The sequence below is a fragment of the Nostoc sp. genome (assembly GCF_036919675.1).
Taxonomy (GTDB): Bacteria; Cyanobacteriota; Cyanobacteriia; order Cyanobacteriales; family Nostocaceae; genus Nostoc.
The window spans coordinates 107,314-130,182 of record NZ_JBALCP010000102.1; the positions used below are offsets into that span (position 1 = coordinate 107,314).

The following is a 22,869-nucleotide window of genomic DNA, read 5'->3' on the forward strand; positions in this document are numbered from 1 at the left end:
TCGAACGATTTTAGATTTTGGATTGTTAATTAAAGATCCAAATTCTGGATATTAAGGAGGAAGGGCTATACTGCACAAATGCTTTATTGATAATTTTGGGATTTTGGATTATTAATCTAAAATCCCAAATCCCAAATCCCAAATTAATAGTGGTTTCCGACTTTCCGGTGATGCACAGCAGTCAAAGCATCTGGCTTAGAAACCCGTCCGGCGTAGACGGTGCTGTATACTGCCCAATGGTCGCCGCAGTCCATTCTACTGACGACTTCGCACTCCATGTAGGCGAGGGCGTCGGTGAGGATGGGGGCACCATTTTCGGCTGGCTGGGTTCTCACTCCTTCAAAGCGATCGGCGCCAGGGGCGAACCGCTTCAAAAAGTGCTTCATTAGTGGTTGAAAATTACCTTCTTCTAAGATGTTAAGAACAAAGCGATCGCCTACTTGCATGAGTGATTCAATTGCCCGATCTTTGGCGACTGCAATGGAAAATCCCAAGGGTTTGAAGCTAGCTTGATTCACCCACGAGGCTAGCATGGCACTGGAAACATCGCCTTTTTTGGCAGTAATAATATACAATCCGCCGCTGAGTCTACCAAGTGCTTTATCCAAGTCAGCACCCAGAGATTTCATGGCTTTGATACTGCGATCGCGTGTTACCCATTGAGCTAAGTCTGTACCCGCTTCTTCACACAGCTTGTAGGTATTTTCTGTGGGTGTTTGTTTAATCCGAATCGCTGGAAAAACCGTTGTCAAACCCAAATTGCGGAATTTACTCACCAAAGGATCTATCGGCTCATCATCGCCACCGCCAGTTTCAAATACGCCGATGGCTTGCTTTTCTTTGGCAGATCCTAAAACTGTACTGAGTGCAGCTTGGATGCTAGCAGCGCCAGAAGCCGGAGGTAGACCAACGACCAGTCCAGTACAGCGGCTAACTAGTTCCCGCAGTTCTTGTAAATCGACTTCAGATCCCAAATCGACAATTTCCACGGCGACACCAGTTTTCCCGATACCGTTGGCAATTGCTTGAGCAAGGCGATCGCTATATCCGTATTCTGAAACGTAAAATATCCCAATTGTTGTTTCTGCCTTGGTTTGTGTTTGGCTCCAAGTGCGGTAACGTCCAGTTAGTTCCTCAACATTATGGGATAATAATGGGCCGTGTCCTGTGGCAATCATCTTAATGGTTTTTAGTTCCGCCATCCGCTTCAGGGCAGACAAAACTGAGCGTGCATTCGGCCCCATCAAGCAATCGTAATAGTAATGAAAGTCTTCTTCGATAGCCGCCAAGTCTTCATCAAAGGTGCTATCTGAGCAATAGTGCAGCCCAAAGGCATCGCAGGTATAGAGAATTTTGGTTTTGTGGTCAAAGCTGAAAATTGTATCAGGCCAGTGTAAATTTGGGGCAATCACGAATTCAAATTCATGACCATTGCCCAAATCTAAGCGATCGCCATTTTTCACAATCCGCCGTTTGAATGGCTGATGTATCAAATCCTCCAGAAACTGAATTGCCACCCTAGAGCCGACAACGGTAATTTCTGGAGCCATTTGCAGCAAATCTTTAACTAAACCGCTGTGGTCTGGTTCGGTGTGGCTGATAATCAAATAGTCAATCTCTGTTGGCTTGATTAGTCCGGTAAGCGTATCAAAGTATAGTTGACGAAACTTTTCGTGGGAGGTATCAACTAAGGCAGTCTGCTCCCCACGGATGATAAACGAGTTATAAGTAGTACCGTTTTGCAGACCAAACTCAATATCGAAGCGATCGCGATCCCAATCCAAAGAGCGAATAGCCGTCGTCTCTTGAGCGATTTCCACAGTCTCTATGGTGAGCCGTTTTTCAGTTTTTTCGGTGAGCGCTACCATAACTCCCCTCCTTGACAAATTGAGTATTTATTCCTCTAGGTTTATTGTTACACGGCTGGAATGTTAATTTTTATTAAAAAAGCTATGACTGACTTAAAAAAGTTAAAACAGTGAAACCGCATAAGCACCCAGAACAAACAGAGAATGTTTGGCTAGCTTTGGAAATTGGGAATTCTCGGCTGCATTGGGTATTTTTTCTAGGCGAGACCCTTTCCTCAGCTTGGGATACTGACTATCTACCTAAGTCTGTTATACAGCAGTTGGCTGAATGTCAAACCCTAGATGATTTTCTAGAGAAAATTTTTCCACTTCATCAGCAAAGTGATTTTTTCACTCTCACAAACATTCCCCCCCTCTCCGTTTCCTTCCCTCTTCCCGTCCTCATAGCCTCCGTAGTTCCCAGCCAAACTGCTATTTGGCAAATTTATCCCAACGTTCGCGTTATTACTTTAGACCAAGTACCACTAAAAGGTGTTTATCTCACATTAGGAATTGACCGCGCTTTAGCTTTGTGGGGTGCAGGGAAAACGTGGGGTTTTCCAATGTTAGTGATTGATGCTGGGACAGCGCTGACTTTTACAGCTGCGGATGATAATCAATGTCTGATTGGAGGTGCAATTCTGCCAGGACTAAGTTTGCAGTTTGCGAGTCTCGGTCAACAAACAGGACAATTACCATTAGTAGAAATGCAAAATTTTGCCTCTCTTCCACCACGTTTTGCGCTGAATACTACAGAAGCAATTAAAAGTGGAGTTATTTATATTTTATTAGCTGGAATAAAAGATTTTATTGAGGCGTGGTGGCAATTATTTCCTAATGGGAAGATTGCAATTAAAGGGGGCGATCGCACTTTATTACTAAACTATCTACAAGCCTTATATCCTGAAATTGCAGCATGTTTAATTGTAGAACCAAATTTAATTTTTTGGGGAATGCGGGAAATAGTAATGGAGCATAAGGAATAGGAATCAGAATTTTCACGGCAAAGAGACAAGCCAAAACCCAGATAGCATAGAATTAAAAGAGAAGTTTACCCCTAAATAAACTTATGCCCAAAACTTCACAGCTAGATGTAATTATGCAGCAATTGGATGCCCTTTCTTCAGCGGAATTGCTAGCAGTTAGGGCAAGAGTCGATGCCTTGATTGAGGGACAATCGTTGCCATTGGGCAAAGGTCAACTACCTTTGTTTCGTTGGTATAACGTTCAGATGCCTGAAAATACTGTATATACTAGGAGTTTTAGTAGATATATATTCATTCGTAATGAGAATAACGACGTAGACATCCTTGCTGCACCTGCAACCATAAACACACCAAGAACAAATGCAACAAATCTCTTGCCAACCTGGTTACAAGAATTAAGGCAAAATAAACTTGCCCAATTTTCTGAATCGGAAGCAAAAGTGGATGATACCTTAGAAAAAGTAATAGGATTGGTTGACGAATGGATGGCTGATGAATCGGGATATGATGAACAAACCTACCCACAAATTGAGACTGGCTTGAATCAAAATCGGATGTCAGTGTAAAAACACAGATGACTAGAGCCGTATTGCTAGACACTCATCCTTTGAGTCAAGTAACGCATCCAAAACCAAACCCAAAAGTCCAACAGTGGTTGCGATCGTTAGGGAAAACCGAAACTGTTATACGTGTACCAGAAATAGCCGATTATGAGCTTCGGCGTAAACTATTGAGACAAGGAAAACAAAAGAGTATAGACCGCCTCAATAAACTTAGCCAAATTTGTCTCATACCACTGACTCCCGAAACGATGCGAAAAGCAGCCGAACTATGGGCATGGGTACGAAACCAAGGGAAGCCTACGGCAAGTAATGACAGCTTGGATGGTGATGTAATTCTAGCTGCTCAAGCAATTCTCCAATTGAAGAGTTTTGATTAGGTGATAGTTGTAACAACAAACTTGAGACATATATCACGCTTTGAAAGCGAAGGAATATGTGTAGCAGATTGGGAGCAAACTCTCAATGATTTAGCTTAATTGGTTGAGTTTACGGCTTTTGAGATACGTAACCCGCTTGACTCTAATTACTAGTTCCCTTTAATAAAATCTCGAATCTCGATCGCCACAATCCCAGCACAAGATTTTGGTAAGTCGTTTCCGGCATGAGGAATCATTTTTAACTCGACTTTCGGCATTAGTTGAGCATAAACCCGGCTCTTAGCTAAAGCATCTGGTGTATCTTGACCACCTTGTAAAATAAAAACCGGGACATCTATCATGTAAAGCTGCTTTTGCACTAATTCCGCTTCAATTTCTGCTTGTCGCCGTTTGAAAAGTAACTGACAACCTATGGGATACGGCAAAAGTGTCTGACGCAGCTGCAAGTCCTGGGCAATTTTTTCATGCCAACCTAAGATTTTAGTCAAAGGAGTGAGCGATCGCAAGAATTTAACTATTAGTGGTGGATAGTTCAGTAATCGCCGCATCTTTTGGTAATACTGTTCTTGTCCTGCTATTTCTACGCCCTCTGGTGCTAGCAGTACCACACCATCAACTTTCTCTGGATACTTTAAAGCATAGCTAGCAGCAATCCAACCCCCAAGAGAATGCCCTACTAAATACACCTTTTCTAGCTTGACAGCTTGCATAAATTCAGCTAAACATTCTACTTGTAAATCTATCGAATGGTGGATATTAGGATTCTCTGACTCACCAAACCCTAACAAATCAGGTGCAAAGCAATGAAAATCTTGTGCAAGGGACTCCATCACAGATAACCATTGACTGCTCTCATTCCAAGCACCATGTAAAAAAATTATAGGAGTTTTTTCACCGACTTCACGCCAGAATATCAGCCCTTGAGAGAGCTTTCTCCGGGAGTTACGGAATAGTGTACCCATTTTATTTAGTAGTTAACTTTTAGCACCATAATTAATAGTCATTAGTCATTAGCATCTGACAAAAGACAAATGACTAATGACAAAATATTATTATGCCAATGTTGTCAAACCTTTCAAGTAGTCTTGCAACTGCCGAGTATGGTCGTGAGACATTTGTCCTAAAGGTAGAAAATTGGGACAGAAAGCCTGGATTTCCATGACTTCTAAAGTATCATGAATTTCCATTGTCCCATGTACCTCAGTTTCAACCACAATACAAATTGAGTGGATTCTGGGATCACGGTCTGGTGCGGAGTAAACTCCTACCAAACGATTAATTTTCACCAATTCTAGCCCGGTTTCCTCCATCAATTCCCGGTGGACTGTGTTGGGAATATCTTCTCCCCAATCTACTATCCCTCCAGGCAATGCCCAAAGACCATCATCACGTCGCCGGATCAGTACTATCCGACCATCAGGTAAAATTGGAATGATACTAGTGCCAGTAATGGGATGACGAAATATGATACCCAATACTGTTTGTCCAATCCGCCATAAGCTACGTGTGGACTGGACAGCTGCCGGAAAAAAAGCAATAACGTTCAATCTTTAAAATTTCTGTGTTGTATTCTATAGTTCCCTACCACTTACATAGCCTCAACTAATAAAATTTTTGTTGAGTTTTGTTTTATACAAAAATGTTTGTGGTTTGAGATTTTATTCTGACGATTTACGTAGAATATTACTAATTCTAACATCAAGTTTCAATAGAAGCACTGTATTTATATATACATAATATTTGTTAAATAATAAAATCTTTCAGTTTCTAACTAACATTAGTCTTGCCCAAACCAGCTATCACTAATAGTTTTTCAGCAGACATTCAAAAAATTAATCTGGATAATAAGTTAGAATCCAGAATTCAGAATTTAGAAGAGAAAATTAAGCGGGGTTTGAGACCGCCACCTAATTCTTGATAAGATTGATTGGTTTGTCCCAAGAACAACAATTAGTTAGCAAATTTATATATATATTGACAGATTTGAATCTAAGAAAGGGTATTTTTCGTCTAGCTGGTGGGGATAATTCTAAATTTTTATTGACATAACAAGTTGAATGCGGTAGACTAGTACATTGTTTAAAGCGTATTGATTGCTGCACTAGGCTACAAGTATATCAATAACATTGGTAGCTGATATTGCCTACGTGATGCCTAGTTGCGACTTTTTTGTTGTTTATTAATGAGGTGAACATGGCCAAGCGCCGTAACCCGAAAAAAGAAAAGGCGCTACGGAACCAGGCGTATGCCAGAAAGTTTCGTAAACGGACTACGACAGGAAGAATGCAGAGAAGGTTCCAACAAAGACCACCGAAGAGTGAAGAAGAAGAAGGCGCAGCAACAGCAGCTGACACTGACTAAGCTGTCCGCTTAAATCCTTGTTATTTAGATTATTTATTTTTTAGGGCGCACATTTATTTGTACGCCCTTATTTATTACTCGACAGCAATTTGAGCGCGGGCGGCTATGAGTGCTTTGCTTACCTGTACAAAGCCAGTACCACCGTAACTATTGCGGGCTGCCACAACTTGACGCGGGGATATCGCCTCATAAATATCTGCTGCAAATGTGGGATGTAGTTGTTGCCACTCTTCCAATTTCAAATCTTTCAGGAGTTTACCTGCGGCAATGCTAGTTTTTACCACCTTACCCACAAGGTTATAAGCTTCCCGGAAAGGAACGCCCCGTGCTGCCAGATAATCTGCTACATCGGTAGCATTGGAAAAATCTTCCGCCACAGCTTCTGCTAACCGCTGGGTACGAAATTCCAAGCCTTCCCTGAGCAAAACCGTCATCGCTTCTAGAGAGGCTTTGACTGTGTTGACGCTATCAAATAGACCTTCTTTATCTTCTTGCAGGTCTTTGTTATATGCCAGGGGTAGCCCCTTCATAATCACTAACATCGCCTGGAGATGACCGAATACACGCCCCGTTTTCCCCCGCACCAATTCTGGCACATCGGGGTTTTTCTTTTGGGGCATGATACTGGAACCCGTGGCACAGCTATCTTTGAGGGTGACAAAGCGGAATTCTTCAGATGACCAAAGAATGACTTCTTCTGCAAGGCGGCTGAGGTGAACCATAATCAAGCTAGCAGCACACAAGAATTCGATCGCAAAATCGCGATCGCTGACTCCATCAAGGCTATTAGCATAAATATCCTCAAAATCCAAGAGTTTGGCTGTGTAGTGGCGATCAATCGGGAAAGTCGTTCCCGCTAAAGCACCGCACCCCAAAGGTGAGATATTCACGCGGCGAGAAACATCTCCTAAGCGTTCCCAGTCGCGTTGCGCCATTTGAAAATATGCCAAGAGGTGGTGAGCTAAACTCAGGGGTTGGGCGCGTTGTAGGTGAGTATAACCAGGAATCAGGGTTTCAACGTGCTTTTCAGCTATATCTAGTAAAACACCTTGAAATTCTCGCAATTCGCTTTTGATTTGTTGAATTTGGGCGCGCAGGTAGAGTCTGGTATCGGTGCCAACTTGGTCATTACGCGATCGCGCTGTATGCAGCTTTTTTCCCACATCGCCGACAATTTCTGTCAGTCGTCGTTCAACTGCAAAATGGACATCTTCAGCATCAATACCAGGCTGAAATTTGCCCTGGCGGTATTCTTGGCGAATTTTTTCTAAACCTGCAACCAGTTGCTCTCCTTCTTGTTGGGAGATAATGCCCGTGTGAGCTAGCATTTTGGCATGAGCTTGAGAACCAGTGAGGTCATATTCTATTAATTCAATATCAAAACCGATACTGGCATTAAAACGAGCGATCGCCGGATGCAAAGCTGATTCAAATCGCTGACTCCAAGTTTGTTCTTTGGTCATAAATATGAGGGGAGTGGGCATCAATTTTGGATTCTAGATTAATCATCAATCTAAAATCCAAAATCCAAAATTGCTTTAACCGTAGCTAGTTAGATTCCGAATCATATAGCCAATGACTAAACCAATCAACAATGCCCACACTTGACCTGTTTGTATAAAATGGCTCCAAGATTTTTGAATCTGACCCATAACGTCTGGGTCGGTAATTGTTTGTGCTAGCACCATCAAATTTACAGGTAAATGCCAAAATAGCTGAGATATCAAATCGTTGTAGTGGCTCATATTTGGTGATTAAGAAGTTGGGGGTGGCAAATTTCAGTATCAGTTTATTTTTTACATTAAATACTGATATGGTACTGAAATATTGGGTATAACTTTAATGTCTTAACTCAAGATCCAGGCGATGCCAACCGCAATTTCTCGGCTGTTCGCAAAATTTGCCCCGCCAACACTGCTGCACCAAAACCATTATCGATATTTACTACGCCTACTCCCGCAGCACAAGAGTTAAGCATTGTCAATAAAGGTGCTAAACCGCCAAAACTTGCGCCATAACCGATGCTGGTGGGTACGGCAATCACAGGACAACTCGCTAAACCAGCGACAACGCTGGGTAAAGCGCCTTCCATCCCCGCCACGACAATCAACACCGATGCTGACTCAATCAGGTGGCGGTTACTTAATAAGCGGTGAATCCCAGCAACACCAACATCCCAGAGGCGCTGTACCCGAAAACCAGAAAGTTCAGCGGTGACAGCAGCTTCTTCGGCAACGGGTAAATCAGCTGTACCAGCAGAAAGAATGCCAATTTCACCCCAGAATTGTGGTTCGATAATAGGAGGAGCGATCGCACAAATTCGCGCCGATTCGTAATATTGCAAACCGCTAACTTTTGATTGCAGTGCGGCATAAATTGCTGGTTCAATGCGGGTTGCCATCACTACCGGGTTACGAAGGCGCATCACCTCCATAATTTGAGCAATTTGATCGGGAGTTTTACCAGGGCCCCAAATCACCTCTGGGAAACCAGTTCTTAGCTGGCGATGGTGGTCAATTTTGGCAAACTCACCCACAGATTCATAGGCTAAGTCTTTGAGTGAGTCTAATGCCATATCTGGTGTAACTTTACCATTGGCAACCGCTTCGAGGAGCGATCGCAAGGTTTTTTCATCGGTCATTAGTCGTTTGTCCTTTGTGCTTTGTTATTTATAATTAGCCATTAGTTAATGGACAACTAATGACTAATGACTAATGACTAATCAATTACTTTAATTTCATAAATGTTCCATAATGCGCCACCAAGGGCGGAGAATCTGATACCTTCAAAACGATTACGTACAGCTGACAGTGACAAGGGGTTAACTAGATAAATAAACGGTAAATTTTCCTGGGTAATCCGTTGGGTCTCGGCATAAATTTCTTTTCGCTTCGCTTCGTCTAACTCCCTTGCTCCTTTAATATAAAGCTTACCAATTTCTGCTTCCCAAGGAGCCACTTCCCGACCCTCAATCGGCTTTTGTCCTGCTTGGGGTTTTTGATTAAACATATGCAATCCACCTTCGGGAGACCAGACGTTAGCCCCATCATTCGGTTCTAATCCACCTGTTAAACCCAGCATCGAAGCTTCCCAGTCTAAGGAGTTAGAAAGCTTATCTGTATAAGTATTCCATGCCAGTGGAGTGAAATCGACTTGAATCCCGATTTTACTCAAGTCTTGTTTAATCTGCGAGCCAATTGCTTCACGGATCTTGTTCCCAGCATTAGTGAATAACGAGAAGCGGACGCGGTTCCCCTGAGCATCTATTAGTTGGTTTTTGTCGTTATATTTAAATCCTGCTTTTAATAGCAGTTCTTTCGCTTTTTGCGTATCGTAATTATAAACTTTTAGCCCTTCCTTAGGTGAAAGGTAATAGGGGCTTTGCACAGAAATTGATGAATCTTGTGGAGTACCTAAACCGCGAAAAGTGTTGTTAATCATTGTTTGGCGATCAATAGCATAAGCTACTGCCTGCCGAAATTCCACAGTGTTGAACCAACTCGACTTTACCGAATTTATCAGGGGTTTTCCATCCCTTTTACCTTTATTCAAATTAAACAAAATAAACGTCGTACCAGTTGCTGGTCCACCATTGTAAATTTTAAAATTACCCTGCTTTTCTTGCCCCTTCAGCAAAGAAAAATATTCTGGTGAAACTCCTTCAGTATCTAAACTGCCAGAACGAAATTGTAGCAGTGAAGTATCTGTTGATTCCACAATTGGCCACACTATCCGTTCAATATAAGGTTGGGGTTCTCCTTTTGGTCCTTTGCGCCAATAGTAAGGGTTGCGCCGGAAAATTACACGTTGACTTGTGTCATAGCGCTCTAACTTATAAGGACCGTTGACAACAATTTGATCGGGAGGAGTATCAACGCCCCACATTGATAGAAATGTTGGCTTACCCTCTTGGTCTTTTGTCTTTACAGATTTTTCTAAGCTATGGGCAGGCAAAATTGGTAATCCTATAGTTACCAAGAACGGCGCAAATGGTTCCGGATTAATGAATTCAACTTGCCGAGCATCAATTTTTCGCACCTTGGGTAATGCACGACTTTCACCAATCCGTAAGACATCTCTAGCATCCGTCGGAATCGCTTCATTGAGGTAAATATCGTTGAAGGTAAACACCACATCATCTGTCGTTAATGGCTGACCATCAGACCATTTCAATCCCTCTCTTAGAGTAAAAACAAATCGCAATTTGTCGTCAGAAATTTGCCATGATTCGGCTAAGTCTGGCTCGATTTTCCCAGTTATAGGATTTTGGGTAGTTAATCCTTCATAAGTCAGACCAAAAATATTTGGTGACTCTTGGCTAAGAGGGTAGTTAAAGGTTTTGGGGTCAGTCAGAATACTATCTACTAATTGAGATACTTGAGCAGCCGAGCTTTTAAAGTTAGCTGGGTTGCAGGCACTAACTGTAAGTGCTATGGCTGAAACCAAAATTATTAAAAACCAAAAGCGTTTAATTAAAAGAAGAATAATATTAGCAAATTTCATAGTTTTAATACACAAATACTGGAATGAATTTTACTAAGATTGTAACCAATCAAAAAAATTTTGGATTTTATCGAAAAACTGAGTATCAGTATTCTGTATAACCTCTAAAACTTTCTATTTACCGAATTTATTAGAACTTTGGTGTGCATATTTGCGGGATGATTTATCTCACGCATAGGCACAGAGAGGATAAGAAGTTTTAGACTTCAATACATCAAATTTCATCCCTTGATTTAGCGATGCTAGAATTTATACTATTTGTATTTATTCACGATGTAAATGTTCATAGTGAATTATGCACTCTAAAATCAACTTGTGTACAATGCTTTTCTCTAGAATAGTTCTATTTAAGCTCTTATTCAGGATGCTAGTAGACAATGTAATCATTTCTGCTTGGTTGTTATCTCATATCAATCTATTAATTTAAATCCTCACGATTATGATGCACCAAAAACAAGTTACTCAAAAGCAACTAGCAAGACAACAGCATAAGCACATATACCTTCTTCTCGTCCAACGGGGCCTAATTTTTCATTCGTAGTAGCTTTGATGCCAATTTGATTTGGTTGTAATTCTAAAATAGCCGCTAGTTTGTCGCGCATATTGTGAATATGCGGTTTTAATTTTGGACGTTCTGCTACTACCACCGAGTCAATATTTCCCACCTGCCAGCCTTGATCCTGAATCAGTTGATGTACTTGAGTTAATAGTACTAAACTATCTGCTCCCGCCCATTGAGGATCGCTAGGGGGAAAATAATGACCAATATCCCCCAAAGATAATGCCCCAAGCATCGCATCCATAATTGCGTGCGTTAACACATCAGCGTCACTGTGACCTAACAAACCCAGTTCATGGGGAATTTTAATTCCGCCTAAAATCAAAGCGCGATCGCTTACCAATTGGTGAATATCGTAGCCGTTACCAATCCGAATTTTTGTCATTTGTTATTTATTATTGGGGATTGTTTATTAGTTATTTTCAATCTCCTTCATCTTCCCCTGCTCCTCCTGCTCCAATTTTTCCAGGAGATCAGGGCGGCGATCGCGGGTTTTTTGAATTTGTTGTTCGTAACGCCACCGGGCGATCGCTGCGTGATTTCCACTGAGCAATACATCAGGCACTTTCAAACCACGAAAATTGGCAGGACGAGTATATTGAGGATAGTCCAACAACCCCTCCTCAAAACTTTCTGCTGTCAGGGACTCTGTTTTGGCAACGGTTCCTGGTATTAGTCGCACTACGCCATTAATTAAAGCCATTGCTGGAATTTCGCCGCCAGTCAGAATAAAATCGCCTAAAGATACTTCCCGAGTTACCAAATGCAGCACCCTCTCATCCACTCCTTCGTAATGCCCGCAAATAACTACTAACTGGTCATAATTTGTCACCAATTCTTTCAAAAGAGGTTGATTAATTGTTTGACCCTGTGGACTCATCAAAATTATTTCTCTTCGGGGTAGAGTTGGCAGCGACTCCACAGCGGTAAAAATAGGTTCTGGCTTCATTAGCATCCCTACGCCGCCCCCGTAGGGTTCATCATCCACCTTCCGGTGTTTGTCAGTGGTAAAGTCCCGTGGATTAATCAGATGCACTTGGGCAATCTGTTTGGCTAAGGCTTTACTCAGTAACCCAGAATTGAGAACAGAGTTAAAACAGTCAGGAAAAAGTGTAACTATATCAAAGCGCACAGTTATTCGTATTCGAGGACACTAATCTTAAATTTGGATGTCTAGCAAACACCGCCAAGCCAAGGTCGAGTCAAACTCCAGTTAAACTTTATCAATAGTATCTAAAACTACCAGGTCTCTTGGATTTTAGATGGGATCAAAAGTTTTTCTAATTACTTAATTTATGTTTAAATGTTGTCACAAGTACATTTAAATTAATAATCATATCAAGTTAACAACTTCCAGGATGCATCGAGCCAGCCTCATAAAAAAGCATAGTCTTAACTGCTCGTCCCCAGCCCCAGAGGGGGAATCTAGCCCCCTAAAGACTATTTTGCCCTGCTGCAAGTGGACAGGTGAAAAACAAGGCCCTGGCTTTGAGGATGGGAATGAACACGTTTAGACTGAGGCAACGCGAGCGTTAAGCGAGAATTTGGAGAGTGGCTGACTCAGTTCCAAACTTCCAAAAAGTGTCCTCTCAAAGAAGCAAAGCGCAAAAATCATCAGGCAACTGATCCTTGTTAAATTCACCTGAAGTTGTTGACAGGAGAAACAAAATGCCGCAATTACAAGCTAAATCGCTGGAAATGAGGACACCCCAAGCAACTAAAACCGCCGTTCTAGTTATCGGAGGCGCAGAAGACAAAGTTCATGGGCGCGAAATCCTACGAACTTTTTTTGGACGTGCCGGTGCTAGTAAGGCTTATATTACAATTATTCCATCTGCCTCTCGCGAACCCGCCATCATCGGTGGTCGGTATATTCGCATTTTTGAAGAAATGGGTGCCCAGAAGGTAGAAATTTTAGACATCCGCGAACGGGAACAGTGTGAAGCCTCCCAAATCAAAGCATCCTTAGAAGCCTGTAGTGGGGTATTTTTGACAGGAGGAGACCAACTGCGTCTCTGTGGCGTATTGGCAGATACGCCAGCAATGGAAATTATTCGGCAGCGAGTTAGGGCGGGGCAACTTACCTTAGCAGGCACCAGTGCCGGAGCGGCAGTGATGGGGCATCATATGATTGCTGGCGGCGGTAGTGGAGAGACGCCAAATCGTTCCCTAGTCGATATGGCAACGGGTTTGGGATTTATTCCGGAAGTAATCGTTGACCAACACTTTCACAACCGGAATCGGATGGGGCGGCTGATTAGTGCGATCGCAGCTCATCCCGATCGCTTAGGTATTGGCATTGACGAAGATACTTGTGCAGTGTTTGAACGTGATGGTTGGCTACAAGTTATGGGTAAAGGCAGTGTCACCATTGTTGATCCCACTGAACTCACCCACACCAACGAACCCCATGTTGGTGCTAATGAACCATTAACCGTGCATAATTTACGTCTGCATATCCTCAGCTATGGCGATCGCTTCCACTTGTACCAGCGCACTGTATTGCCTGCTGTACACCGAATCTCCAGCTGACGGGATAGAGTATCTGAGGTTACACTGAGTTGACCGCAAATTTTAGATTTTGGATTTTGCGAAAAGTTGTAAGGAGGAGCCACTGCGTTGCACGTGTTAAGAACGTTGTTGCAAGTGGCGTTGGTTTCTCTCCATAGCAAACTTTTCAAGACGGATTTTAGATTCAAAGAGCTTTTCGGCACATGCCGCCAGAAAGTGGGCAAAACAAATCAAAAAAACCCTCAAAGACTCCTTAACGCTACGCTATCGTCAATCTAAAATTCCCACAGCTAAGTACCCTAATTGTCTCTTTCAATCCAAAATCATAAATCTCAAATCTAAAGTCGGTTGACCGCACATTTATTTCTTATTGTAGAAAAATGATGAGAATACTATGTAAAAAGAAAAAACTGTTTGTAATGAACAGTTTAGCGGTCAATTCCAGTAAGAAACTAGAATTTTGGTTCCGAATCTCCATCTACCTATTCCCATGAGAATCCTCAAGATCCAGACCTTACGCGGCCCAAACTATTGGAGCATTCGACGCCACAAGCTGATCGTCATGCGCCTCGATTTAGAAACCCTTGGTGAGACGCCCTCGAATGAAATCCCTGGCTTTTATGAAGGATTAGTTGAGGCGCTGCCGAGTCTGGAGGGTCACTATTGTTCGCCTGGCTGTCGTGGTGGTTTTCTAATGCGAGTCAAAGAAGGCACTATGATCGGCCACGTTGTGGAACACGTAGCCTTAGAACTCCAGGAATTAGCTGGAATGAATGTCGGCTTTGGTCGCACCCGCGAAACTGCCACACCCGGAATTTACCAAGTAGTGCTTGAGTACCTGAATGAGGAAGCGGGACGCTACGCTGGACGAGCCGCGGTGCGGTTATGCCAGAGTATTGTTGATCGAGGCCGTTATCCTAAGGCAGAACTAGAGCAAGATATCCAAGACCTGAAAGACTTCACCCGTGATGCTTCCTTAGGCCCTTCCACAGAAGCGATCGTCAAAGAAGCAGAAAAAAGAGGTATTCCCTGGATGTCTCTGGAAGCCCGCTTTTTGATTCAGCTAGGCTACGGCGTCAACCAGAAGCGGATGCAGGCCACAATGACGGACAACACCAGCATTTTGGGCGTAGAACTAGCTTGCGATAAAGAAGCCACTAAACGCATCCTCGCTGCCGCTGGTGCGCCAGTACCTAGAGGTACAGTGATCAACTTCCTAGACGATTTGGAACAAGCCATTGAATACGTTGGCGGCTATCCGATCGTCATCAAGCCCGTAGATGGCAATCATGGACGTGGGATCACCATTGATATCAGAACTTGGGAAGAAGCTGAAGCCGGATACGAAGCTGCTAGACAAGTTTCCCGGTCAATTATCGTCGAAAGATATTACGTTGGACGCGACCACAGGGTACTGGTAGTAAATGGCAAAGTAGTAGCAGTAGCCGAACGCGTTCCGGCTCATGTGATTGGCAATGGCAGATCGACCATTGCCGAACTGATTGAACAAACAAACCTTGACCCAAATCGCGGTGAAGGACATGATAATGTCCTAACGAAGATTGAACTAGACCGCACCAGCTACCAGCTGCTAGAAAGGCAAGGCTATACCCTAAATAGCGTGCCACCCAAAGGAACCCTTTGTTATCTCAGAGCAACGGCAAACTTAAGTACAGGTGGTAGTGCCGTAGACCGTACCGATGAAATTCACCCAGAAAATCTCTGGTTGGCACAACGGGTAGTCAAGATTATCGGTTTGGATATCGCCGGACTGGATATCGTCACCACAGATATTGGTCGTCCGCTGCGGGAAGTGGATGGGGTGATTGTCGAAGTTAATGCCGCTCCTGGTTTCCGAATGCACGTCGCCCCAAGCGTGGGTATCCCCCGCAACGTCGCCGGCGCAGTCATGGATATGCTATTTCCCAACGAGCAATCTAGCCAAATTCCAATCCTCAGCGTTACTGGTACTAATGGCAAAACTACTACTACCCGACTACTAGCACATATTTATAAACAGACGGGGAAGGTAGTAGGTTATACTACGACCGATGGAACATATATTGGTGATTATTTAGTAGAAGCTGGCGATAACACAGGCCCCCAAAGTGCCCACGTCATCCTCCAAGATCCCACAGTGGAAGTAGCAGTGCTAGAAACGGCTCGCGGTGGAATTCTCCGTTCTGGATTGGGCTTCGAAGCAGCAAATGTGGGGGTGGTATTGAATGTAGCCTCCGACCACTTAGGAATAGGTGATATAGATACCATTGAGCAGTTAGCTAACCTCAAGAGTGTAGTAGCGGAATCTGTATTCCCTGATGGCTACGCGGTACTTAACGCCGACGATCGCCGCGTCGCCGCCATGTCAGAAAAAACTAAGGCTAATATTGCTTACTTCACAATGAACCTCGACTCGGAATTGGTGCGAAAGCATATCCAAAAGGGCGGAGTAGCGGCAGTATATGAAAATGGTTATTTGTCAATTGTTAAAGGTGATTGGACACACCGCATAGAAAGAGCAGAAAATATACCTTTAACAATGGGCGGACGTGCACCGTTTATGATTGCCAACGCTTTAGCAGCAAGTTTGGCAGCATTCGTACAAAACGTCACGATTGAGCAGATTCGTGCTGGTTTGAAGACCTTCCGGGCTTCAGTTAGTCAAACGCCAGGACGAATGAATTTATTTAATTTAGGAAACTACCACGCTTTGGTAGACTATGCCCACAACGCAGCCAGTTACGAAGCTGTAGGTTCCTTTGTTCGCAACTGGACTACAGGACAACGGATTGGCGTAATTGGTGGGCCAGGCGATCGCCGCGACGAAGACTTTGTTACTTTGGGCAAATTAGCAGCGCAAATTTTTGATTACATCATTGTCAAAGAAGACGATGACACACGGGGACGCCAACGAGGTTCAGCCGCCCAGTTGATTATTCAAGGCATTACCCAAGTTAAACCGGATAGCCGCTATGAATCAATTCTGGATGAAACCCAAGCGATAAATAAAGGCTTAGATATGGCTCCTAATAACAGTCTGGTGGTAATTTTGCCAGAAAGCGTCACTAGGGCTATTAAGTTAATTAGGGCGCGTGGTTTAGTCAAAGAAGAGACACATCAACAAAATACTGGCACAACTGCTATCGATTCCCAAAATGGGATCGCTCCTTCTTCTGTTGTTAATACACTTTTGTAGTCAAAAGTCAAGACTCCAAAGTTCAGCATCTAAAAGTTTTTCACTTTTGACCCTGGACTATTGTTTTTCTTGTTCCGAATTGGTTTCGTCACTGGGAGTTTTCATCTCCTCCTTAAAACCTCGTAGGGTTTTGCCCAGTGCGGTTCCCAGTTCGGGAATTTTTTTAGGGCCAAAAATTAGAACAGCGACTATGGCAATTACAGCGATTTCTGGCCATCCCAATCCAAACATATAAATTTCCTCTAAGGCATCTTTAATTAAATATAGACATTGATGGCTCAAATCCGATCAGTTCGCCACTGATAAGCGCTCCACCTTCTTGGAGAAAAGGGTATAAATAAAATCAATATAAATAAGTCTTTTTGTCCTCAAAAACTTTTGGCAAAGCAACTAGGCATAATCTGCCAAAGTGGCTCAGTCTGTGATTCACCAACTCAAATCCGTGAAAATGCAACTAAATCTTCTCAGTCTATTCAGCCTGTAACCTTGTCAGAGCATGAGCTAGAGGTGCTGCGGCTGATTTAAAAAATGTAGCAGTTTATAGTAATAGAGCTATCACCTAGACTTGATAGAGAAACTTTTAGTGTGCGGTCTTTAAGGCTATTTTTTAATCAGAGTATAAATCTTTGATGTAAGCGTGAAAATACTTACCATGTGAGTAAGCAGCCATTAGTCCCCTATAAATGAATACGCTTGTGTTAAGGATAATTGTAGGTTGGGTTGAACGTAGTGAAACCCAACAAAGTCCCGAAAATGTTGGGTTTCGTCCCTCAACCTAACCTCCGTAGGTTAAGGTTTTTGGCTTTAACTCAAGCGTATTGCTCTATAAATAGTTTCTGGAACTTTAAAATACTGGTATATGCCTCCACTATGAAATTTAATTTCAAGTGTGCAAGTTGGGGCATCGTAACCAACACTTTGTAAATCGCTTGAGCTAACTCGTGTTCGTAGCATTCTTTATTCCTATAAAAAAATAAATATCAGGTAAAATTACTCACCTGACAGTCCATCTTGAACTAATGCACTAATCTTTAACCTTTAGGTGGGTGCGGGTCATTGCCATAGCTGTTCCGCTCTCGAATTTGCCCTTCTCGGTTATGTATTAATAATTCCGACTGCTGATTAATAGCAATCTCACGCCCTTTCTCAATGGCCTCTTGTTGGGTGTGGAATATTTTAGTAGCCTTACTAGCACCCTCAGACTTAACTGCCCAACCTTCAGAGTGAGGGACGATATGTTGGTTTTTACCTTTAGACATTAGTGATATTATTTATACTTAACTACTTTTACACCTTAACACAACCTTTACTAATGTAAGTATCTTGTAGTAGAAACAATATTAAATAATTATTAAATAATTGTTATTCTTTGAAAATCAACTTTTAAAACTATTCTCTCTCAAAAGTCATTTTGATTTTAGATTTTAATATTAATACCTTTTTCTTGACAAGTTGAAACTATCTCTACATGACGGACAATTTGATGCTTGTCAACAAATAAAGGAGCATTTTCTTCAAATCTCAGTTTTGAGCTTATGATGTAGTCTTCATTAATCTCAAAAGCTAACTAGCGTCTTTGTAAAGTTTCTGCAACTCGACCTGTCATATTAGAATCAGCAAAAGGTTCTAAAACAATATCGCCGCAACTAACTTCTAATTGGATTGGTAATTGGCAAACCTAACCAATCGCTTAATTCATGAGCTAGCCATTCCAGTTCTGCTTCAGATTTAATAACACCACTAATACCACCAAGTTGATATTTTCTTACTCCTACCCAAATATCCAATTGTGCTGGAACGGCAATCCTAGTGCCTTCAGAATCTTTAGTAAAATGTTTGGGAATGTAAACCAACTTAGTAACACTTTGCCTTGGTGATGCACGGGGACGATAAGATTTCCAAGCAAACAACTCCCAGGTTAGGGCAATTTCTTTGGCATTCAAGCGTAAGCAGATGCATCCAAACAAGTTAAAGAAAAATTTATACACCATCAGAAATCCAGCACTCCAAAAAGGAACTGAAAACAAGGCAAAGGGGATATTGGCAGGAAAAGGGGCCGAAAGAGCGATAATTGTCCAAATTAGGATAAATGAATTCCAGGCGATCGCAAATAAACCTGTGAATACTATTGATGGATTAAAACCAGCTGGTGGAACGATAATTTCTAAAGAATCCCAATTTTTGGTTAGTTGAATCTTACTCCCATCTGGTTTGCCTACAACTAAAGCAGGCAAATTTATCGGTTGTGGTTTTTCTAAAGCTGCGAGCGCAACAGCAGCAGAACTAAAACGCCGTTCTAAAGTGGGTTCAGTCATCGACTTTAACCAATTGGTAAAGCTGGGACTCAAATGAGCCGCTTGTTCAAACTGAATGCGAAAATCCTTTTGGGGTAAATCGGCTGGGTAAGTACCCGTTACCAAATAAATTAAGGTTGCGCCTAAACTATAAATGTCAGAGGCAGGAACGGTACGCCCACCAAATTGCTCCTGTGGCATATATCCATAAGTACCCACCACAGTCCTAGTCCCAGTTTCTGCACCGAGGACAGTTTGCACTGAACCAAAATCTACTAGATAAACTTGACCAACAGTATTACCAGAACGCTCTCCCAATAAAATATTGCTAGGCTTAATATCACGGTGGATAACAGGCGGATACAGCCCATGTAGATAAATGAGAATTTCTAAAAGTGCTTTGGCTATCTGTTTGACTTCTGCTTCAGTAAAAGTCCGCCCAGTTTGTAAGTATTGCTCTAAAGTTTGTGCGGGGATATAAGTTTGTACTAAAGCAAATCCTTTGATAGTTGGTGAATTTACCTCAAAATAGTCTAAATAGCGAGGTATTAAGGGATGTGACAAAGATTTTAGAGTTTCAGCTTCCCGCTCAAACAACTTGAGTGAATCCCATTCAAAATCACCACCAAAAGAGAGTAACTTGATGACAACTAATTCTTGAGTTTTCAAATCACGAGCTAACAGCGTCCGCCGCCCTGCTTTTTTTCCTAATAGCTGCTGAACTTGGTAGCACAGACCCGTAGCATCTTGTCCTTGGACATCGCCTAATATTTCGCCAATCATTATAGTTTGTTATAACGCTACGTTTGAAAAGTTTTCATAGCTTATGGCTTTTCAATGTGGTCTGCCAATATCTTTAGTATAATTGCGTAGTTTTATGCCCTCCCAACTTTGGCCTTATATTACCCCTGGTATTCCCGATGATTTATTCGAGCATTTGCCAGGAATTCCCCTGAGCCAGCGAGAAGTCCGACTACTGTTAATTGCCCAACTGCGATTAAAATCAGATTCTGTGTTGTGGGATATTGGCGCAGGGACAGGTACAATTCCGGTAGAGGTAGGGCTATTATGTCCAAAAGGACAGATTATCGCTATAGAAAGGGATGAAGAAGTAGCTAATCTGATCAAGCGTAACTGCGATCGCTTTGAGGTGAAAAACGTCGAAGTAATTGAAGGTAGCGCCCCAGAGTGTTTACATGATCTTAAGATTACTCCTCACCGCGTTTGTATCGAGGGAGGACGCCCCATTCAGGAAATTCTGCAAGCAGCTTGGCATTATTTACCACCATCCGGTCGGGTTGTAGCCACAGCTGCTAATCTAGAAAGCTTGTATGCTATTTCCCAGAGCTTTTCCCTGTTAAGGGCTAGAAATATCGAAGTTGTCCAATCTGCGGTTAACCGCCTAGAGACGCGCGGCTTTTCTCAAACCTTTACTGCCGTTGATCCCATTTTTATCCTCAGTGGTGAGAAACTAGACTAAATCAAAAAGATTTTAGATTTTAGATTTTAGATTTTAGATTGGGGATTTAGGTCATAGTTGATCACAAACCAAGCCACAATTACCAATCCCTAATCTCGAATACCTAATCTCTAATCCAAAATCCAAAATCCAAAATCCAAAATACTTTTATGCCTTGGTCTCGGATTATTAGTGGAATTGTTGCGATCGCTCTTGCTCTTTGTGTGACCCTTTTGGGGGGTTGGTACTTTACCATCATGTTTGCGGTTATCGTCTTTTTGGGTCAAGAGGAATATTTTAATTTGGTGCGAGCCAGAGGCATCGCTCCCGCCGCTAAAACCACTATGGCTGTCAGCCAAGTCTTGCTGGTGATTTGTACCCTTGATGGCAGTTTAGCTGACGCTGTAATGCCCTTAGCTGGTACACTTATTTGTTTTTATTTACTGTTTCAACCCAAATTTGCCACGATCGCTGATGTTTCCGCTTCTATTATGGGGCTATTTTACGTAGGTTATTTGCCGAGTTACTGGGTGCGGTTACGAGCGATTGATAGTGCTGCTTTTAGCAATCTTCCTTTCGGAGGTTACTGGCCCATAACCTGGACAGATTTCTGGGAAAAGGCAAATTCGGCGTCTTTACCACAAGGTTTTACAGCAACACTGCTGACTTTTTTGTGTATTTGGGCAGCCGATATCGGCGCTTACACTATTGGCAAATTCTTTGGGAAAACCCGTCTGTCTGAGATTAGCCCGAAAAAAACTGTAGAAGGTGCTGTTTTTGGCATTACTTCAAGTGTTGCTGTAGCCATAGCAGGAGCCTATTATCTCCACTTGCCCAGATCCCTTTTTACTGGTTTAGCATTGGGTTTGTTGATTGGCATTGCTAGTCTTTTAGGGGATCTTACCGAGTCTATGCTCAAGCGGGATGCTGGAGTTAAAGATTCTGGACAATTAATCCCCGGTCACGGTGGTATTTTAGACCGTACCGATAGTTATATTTTCACAGCTCCTCTGGTTTACTATTTCGTAACACTACTTTTGCCGCTGATAACAGAATAGATGAGTTGGGTATTGGGCACTTGTACTGAGCGAACGCAACAGCGTCTCGTAGAGAAGTATTGGGCATTGGACATGGGGAATAAGGGATGAGTCTTTGATACTCGTGAATGAGTCTTTGATACTCGCTGACGAGTTTTTGAACTCCACTCCTTTGCCCCCCTGGTTACTGAGCTTGTCCTGAATGTAGCCGTTGGCGCAGCCTCTCCAAGAGTTGGGCGCAGCCTCTCGTAGAGAAGTATGCCCCCTGCCCTTATTTCGAGAAGCGTTATATTATTTACAGCAGAATTCAAGTATTTGAACCACATCTGTCGTAGGGGCGCAAGGACTTGCGCCCCTACCTCGTGGTCTATTTACCTGAAAATAGCTGTAAAGTAAGTAATTGGTATTTTTAATTTTTAATTTCTAATCATCAAGGATTAACGTTAATGCGCCCACGACACACTAGCTTGCCTGGGATCAGCGTTAGTTCTTGGATATCAACATCTGAGCCAAGATCCAAATTGTACTCATGATTGTCCTCTAATATATTTCCTTGGTCGGGCTTGATTTGGATATTTGCCAGTCGCAACTCATGGCCATTGAGTAATTGTAAGCCCAGACAAATCTCTAGAGGTGTTGTTTGACTATTGGTTACTTTGATGCCTCGCAGTATAATTTGGTTGTTCTGAAGGAGAATTTCTTGCCAATTAATTGGTTGTGGCTCTGGGTAATGTGTTGGTGAAACCTTAACCAATAGATCACTCAAAGCAGTCGATAATAAGTTAGATGAGAGAGAAGCATTCAGATCCTTCTCGTCTACGATCAAATCGCCAACCACTGGTACTGTTTCTAACAGTCGCAGTGGCTGTCCCTTGACTATTGAGCCGATATTTATCCGAATATTTTCTGCAATTAATTGAATTTTTGTAATCAGGAGACCTTGATAAACGGCATGAGTAGCAAATATAGATACCAAGGGAATGCGTCCAGAGAGAATTTGGCGATCGCTCGCTTTAATCTCCACTTCTAATTCAGATATTTGGCTGACTTGCGTTCTCAACCAGAGCTTTAGGGCTGTTGTGAGTACCTGCGTAATTATGCGGATTTTATTGGTATTTCTTGTTTGGGAATTTTGCTCTGGCATCTAACCAATTTGTTTATGAGTATTTGCTTAAC

Annotated in this window: 22 protein-coding genes and 1 pseudogene; 9 read left to right on the plus strand and 14 right to left on the minus strand. The window is 42.5% G+C overall.

All coding sequences use genetic code 11. The annotated features are described in order from the left end of the window. Positions 1–143: 143 nt before the first annotated feature. Complete coding sequence (locus tag V7K49_RS22850) at positions 144–1,868, minus strand: diflavin flavoprotein (RefSeq protein WP_335207631.1); 1,725 nt, start codon at positions 1,866–1,868, stop codon at positions 144–146. 110 nt (positions 1,869–1,978) lie between these two features. Here V7K49_RS22850 and V7K49_RS22855 point away from each other — a divergent pair, with 110 nt between their 5' ends. The 3 genes and pseudogenes from V7K49_RS22855 to V7K49_RS22865 all read left to right on the plus strand — a co-directional run bounded on the left by V7K49_RS22855 (position 1,979) and on the right by V7K49_RS22865 (position 3,872). Beyond that, complete coding sequence (locus V7K49_RS22855; protein ID WP_334873324.1) at positions 1,979–2,833, plus strand: pantothenate kinase; 855 nt, start codon at positions 1,979–1,981, stop codon at positions 2,831–2,833. Between the two features lie 83 nt (positions 2,834–2,916). Continuing rightward, positions 2,917–3,399, plus strand: coding sequence for a hypothetical protein (locus tag V7K49_RS22860; RefSeq protein WP_335207632.1), 483 nt, complete (start codon positions 2,917–2,919; stop codon positions 3,397–3,399). 8 nt (positions 3,400–3,407) lie between these two features. Further along, positions 3,408–3,872: pseudogene (locus V7K49_RS22865) on the plus strand (type II toxin-antitoxin system VapC family toxin). A 50-nt stretch (positions 3,873–3,922) separates the two neighbouring features. Here the strand turns inward: V7K49_RS22865 and V7K49_RS22870 are convergent. Both V7K49_RS22870 and V7K49_RS22875 read right to left on the minus strand, forming a co-directional pair. Further along, complete coding sequence (locus tag V7K49_RS22870) at positions 3,923–4,735, minus strand: alpha/beta fold hydrolase (protein ID WP_335207633.1); 813 nt, start codon at positions 4,733–4,735, stop codon at positions 3,923–3,925. Positions 4,736–4,825: 90 nt separating this feature from the next. After that, positions 4,826–5,320 (minus strand): NUDIX hydrolase, encoded by a 495-nt coding sequence (locus V7K49_RS22875; protein ID WP_335207634.1) that lies wholly within the window; start codon positions 5,318–5,320, stop codon positions 4,826–4,828. 646 nt (positions 5,321–5,966) lie between these two features. Between V7K49_RS22875 and V7K49_RS22880 the strand changes: the two genes are divergently transcribed. Then, positions 5,967–6,134 (plus strand): hypothetical protein, encoded by a 168-nt coding sequence (locus V7K49_RS22880; protein WP_012412073.1) that lies wholly within the window; start codon positions 5,967–5,969, stop codon positions 6,132–6,134. Positions 6,135–6,208: 74 nt separating this feature from the next. Here V7K49_RS22880 and argH read toward each other — a convergent pair whose 3' ends face one another. From argH to trmD, 6 genes are all read right to left on the minus strand, one after another. After that, the gene (argH, locus tag V7K49_RS22885) at positions 6,209–7,597 is read right to left on the minus strand and encodes an argininosuccinate lyase (RefSeq protein ID WP_335207635.1); all 1,389 of its coding nucleotides are present in this window, start codon (positions 7,595–7,597) and stop codon (positions 6,209–6,211) included. A 75-nt stretch (positions 7,598–7,672) separates the two neighbouring features. Continuing rightward, entirely contained in the window at positions 7,673–7,879 is a 207-nt protein-coding gene (locus V7K49_RS22890) for a hypothetical protein (protein ID WP_335207636.1), read from the minus strand. Between the two features lie 107 nt (positions 7,880–7,986). Then, positions 7,987–8,775: a nickel pincer cofactor biosynthesis protein LarB gene (larB, locus tag V7K49_RS22895; protein ID WP_335207637.1), complete on the minus strand. Its 789-nt coding sequence runs from the start codon at positions 8,773–8,775 to the stop codon at positions 7,987–7,989. Between the two features lie 77 nt (positions 8,776–8,852). Further along, the gene (locus V7K49_RS22900) at positions 8,853–10,637 is read right to left on the minus strand and encodes an ABC transporter substrate-binding protein (protein WP_335207639.1); all 1,785 of its coding nucleotides are present in this window, start codon (positions 10,635–10,637) and stop codon (positions 8,853–8,855) included. A 458-nt stretch (positions 10,638–11,095) separates the two neighbouring features. Further along, a complete protein-coding gene (gene ispF / locus V7K49_RS22905) occupies positions 11,096–11,581 on the minus strand; it encodes a 2-C-methyl-D-erythritol 2,4-cyclodiphosphate synthase (protein WP_335207641.1) in 486 nt (161 codons plus the stop codon). A 27-nt stretch (positions 11,582–11,608) separates the two neighbouring features. After that, positions 11,609–12,328 (minus strand): tRNA (guanosine(37)-N1)-methyltransferase TrmD, encoded by a 720-nt coding sequence (gene trmD / locus V7K49_RS22910; protein WP_334873307.1) that lies wholly within the window; start codon positions 12,326–12,328, stop codon positions 11,609–11,611. Between the two features lie 536 nt (positions 12,329–12,864). On the opposite strand from trmD, the gene V7K49_RS22915 reads away from it, so the two are divergent. After that, entirely contained in the window at positions 12,865–13,728 is an 864-nt protein-coding gene (locus V7K49_RS22915; protein WP_094348499.1) for a cyanophycinase, read from the plus strand. Between the two features lie 469 nt (positions 13,729–14,197). After that, the gene (gene cphA / locus V7K49_RS22920) at positions 14,198–16,903 is read left to right on the plus strand and encodes a cyanophycin synthetase (RefSeq protein ID WP_335067991.1); all 2,706 of its coding nucleotides are present in this window, start codon (positions 14,198–14,200) and stop codon (positions 16,901–16,903) included. Positions 16,904–16,960: 57 nt separating this feature from the next. Here the strand turns inward: cphA and V7K49_RS22925 are convergent, their stop codons facing one another. After that, on the minus strand, positions 16,961–17,134 hold the full coding sequence (locus V7K49_RS22925) for a Sec-independent protein translocase subunit TatA/TatB (protein ID WP_334724757.1): 174 nt from the start codon (positions 17,132–17,134) through the stop codon (positions 16,961–16,963). 147 nt (positions 17,135–17,281) lie between these two features. Here V7K49_RS22925 and V7K49_RS22930 point away from each other — a divergent pair, with 147 nt between their 5' ends. Continuing rightward, the gene (locus V7K49_RS22930) at positions 17,282–17,428 is read left to right on the plus strand and encodes a hypothetical protein (RefSeq protein ID WP_334873303.1); all 147 of its coding nucleotides are present in this window, start codon (positions 17,282–17,284) and stop codon (positions 17,426–17,428) included. 279 nt (positions 17,429–17,707) lie between these two features. Here the strand turns inward: V7K49_RS22930 and V7K49_RS34770 are convergent, their stop codons facing one another. The 3 genes from V7K49_RS34770 to V7K49_RS22945 form a co-directional block, all read right to left on the minus strand. Continuing rightward, positions 17,708–17,857 carry a KTSC domain-containing protein gene (locus tag V7K49_RS34770; RefSeq protein WP_442942320.1) on the minus strand — a complete coding sequence of 50 codons (150 nt, stop codon included), beginning with the start codon at positions 17,855–17,857 and terminating at the stop codon, positions 17,708–17,710. A gap of 77 nt (positions 17,858–17,934) precedes the next feature. Further along, positions 17,935–18,162: a DUF2188 domain-containing protein gene (locus V7K49_RS22935; protein ID WP_334873301.1), complete on the minus strand. Its 228-nt coding sequence runs from the start codon at positions 18,160–18,162 to the stop codon at positions 17,935–17,937. Between the two features lie 387 nt (positions 18,163–18,549). Beyond that, positions 18,550–19,980, minus strand: coding sequence for a serine/threonine protein kinase (locus tag V7K49_RS22945; RefSeq protein ID WP_334873298.1), 1,431 nt, complete (start codon positions 19,978–19,980; stop codon positions 18,550–18,552). Positions 19,981–20,074: 94 nt separating this feature from the next. Between V7K49_RS22945 and cbiT the strand changes: the two genes are divergently transcribed. Together cbiT and V7K49_RS22955 are read left to right on the plus strand one after the other, a co-directional pair. Further along, complete coding sequence (cbiT, locus tag V7K49_RS22950) at positions 20,075–20,677, plus strand: precorrin-6Y C5,15-methyltransferase subunit CbiT (RefSeq protein ID WP_334873296.1); 603 nt, start codon at positions 20,075–20,077, stop codon at positions 20,675–20,677. Between the two features lie 149 nt (positions 20,678–20,826). Continuing rightward, positions 20,827–21,714: a phosphatidate cytidylyltransferase gene (locus tag V7K49_RS22955; RefSeq protein ID WP_273766656.1), complete on the plus strand. Its 888-nt coding sequence runs from the start codon at positions 20,827–20,829 to the stop codon at positions 21,712–21,714. 409 nt (positions 21,715–22,123) lie between these two features. Here the strand turns inward: V7K49_RS22955 and V7K49_RS22960 are convergent, their stop codons facing one another. Further along, complete coding sequence (locus V7K49_RS22960) at positions 22,124–22,837, minus strand: LmeA family phospholipid-binding protein (protein WP_334873292.1); 714 nt, start codon at positions 22,835–22,837, stop codon at positions 22,124–22,126. Between the last annotated feature and the right edge of the window lie 32 nt (positions 22,838–22,869).

Bases quoted from the DNA above. Each gene is read 5' to 3' on its own strand.
- V7K49_RS22850 (WP_335207631.1), bottom strand. From the start codon at position 1,868: ATGGTAGCGCTCACCGAAAAAACTGAAAAACGGCTCACCATAGAGACT.
- V7K49_RS22860 (WP_335207632.1), top strand. From the start codon at position 2,917: ATGCCCAAAACTTCACAGCTAGATGTAATTATGCAGCAATTGGATGCC.
- V7K49_RS22870 (WP_335207633.1), bottom strand. From the start codon at position 4,735: ATGGGTACACTATTCCGTAACTCCCGGAGAAAGCTCTCTCAAGGGCTG.
- V7K49_RS22880 (WP_012412073.1), top strand. From the start codon at position 5,967: ATGGCCAAGCGCCGTAACCCGAAAAAAGAAAAGGCGCTACGGAACCAG.
- argH (WP_335207635.1), bottom strand. From the start codon at position 7,597: ATGACCAAAGAACAAACTTGGAGTCAGCGATTTGAATCAGCTTTGCAT.
- V7K49_RS22890 (WP_335207636.1), bottom strand. From the start codon at position 7,879: ATGAGCCACTACAACGATTTGATATCTCAGCTATTTTGGCATTTACCT.
- larB (WP_335207637.1), bottom strand. From the start codon at position 8,775: ATGACCGATGAAAAAACCTTGCGATCGCTCCTCGAAGCGGTTGCCAAT.
- V7K49_RS22900 (WP_335207639.1), bottom strand. From the start codon at position 10,637: ATGAAATTTGCTAATATTATTCTTCTTTTAATTAAACGCTTTTGGTTT.
- ispF (WP_335207641.1), bottom strand. From the start codon at position 11,581: ATGACAAAAATTCGGATTGGTAACGGCTACGATATTCACCAATTGGTA.
- V7K49_RS22915 (WP_094348499.1), top strand. From the start codon at position 12,865: ATGCCGCAATTACAAGCTAAATCGCTGGAAATGAGGACACCCCAAGCA.
- cphA (WP_335067991.1), top strand. From the start codon at position 14,198: ATGAGAATCCTCAAGATCCAGACCTTACGCGGCCCAAACTATTGGAGC.
- V7K49_RS22925 (WP_334724757.1), bottom strand. From the start codon at position 17,134: ATGTTTGGATTGGGATGGCCAGAAATCGCTGTAATTGCCATAGTCGCT.
- V7K49_RS34770 (WP_442942320.1), bottom strand. From the start codon at position 17,857: ATGCTACGAACACGAGTTAGCTCAAGCGATTTACAAAGTGTTGGTTAC.
- V7K49_RS22935 (WP_334873301.1), bottom strand. From the start codon at position 18,162: ATGTCTAAAGGTAAAAACCAACATATCGTCCCTCACTCTGAAGGTTGG.
- V7K49_RS22945 (WP_334873298.1), bottom strand. From the start codon at position 19,980: ATGATTGGCGAAATATTAGGCGATGTCCAAGGACAAGATGCTACGGGT.
- cbiT (WP_334873296.1), top strand. From the start codon at position 20,075: ATGCCCTCCCAACTTTGGCCTTATATTACCCCTGGTATTCCCGATGAT.
- V7K49_RS22955 (WP_273766656.1), top strand. From the start codon at position 20,827: ATGCCTTGGTCTCGGATTATTAGTGGAATTGTTGCGATCGCTCTTGCT.
- V7K49_RS22960 (WP_334873292.1), bottom strand. From the start codon at position 22,837: ATGCCAGAGCAAAATTCCCAAACAAGAAATACCAATAAAATCCGCATA.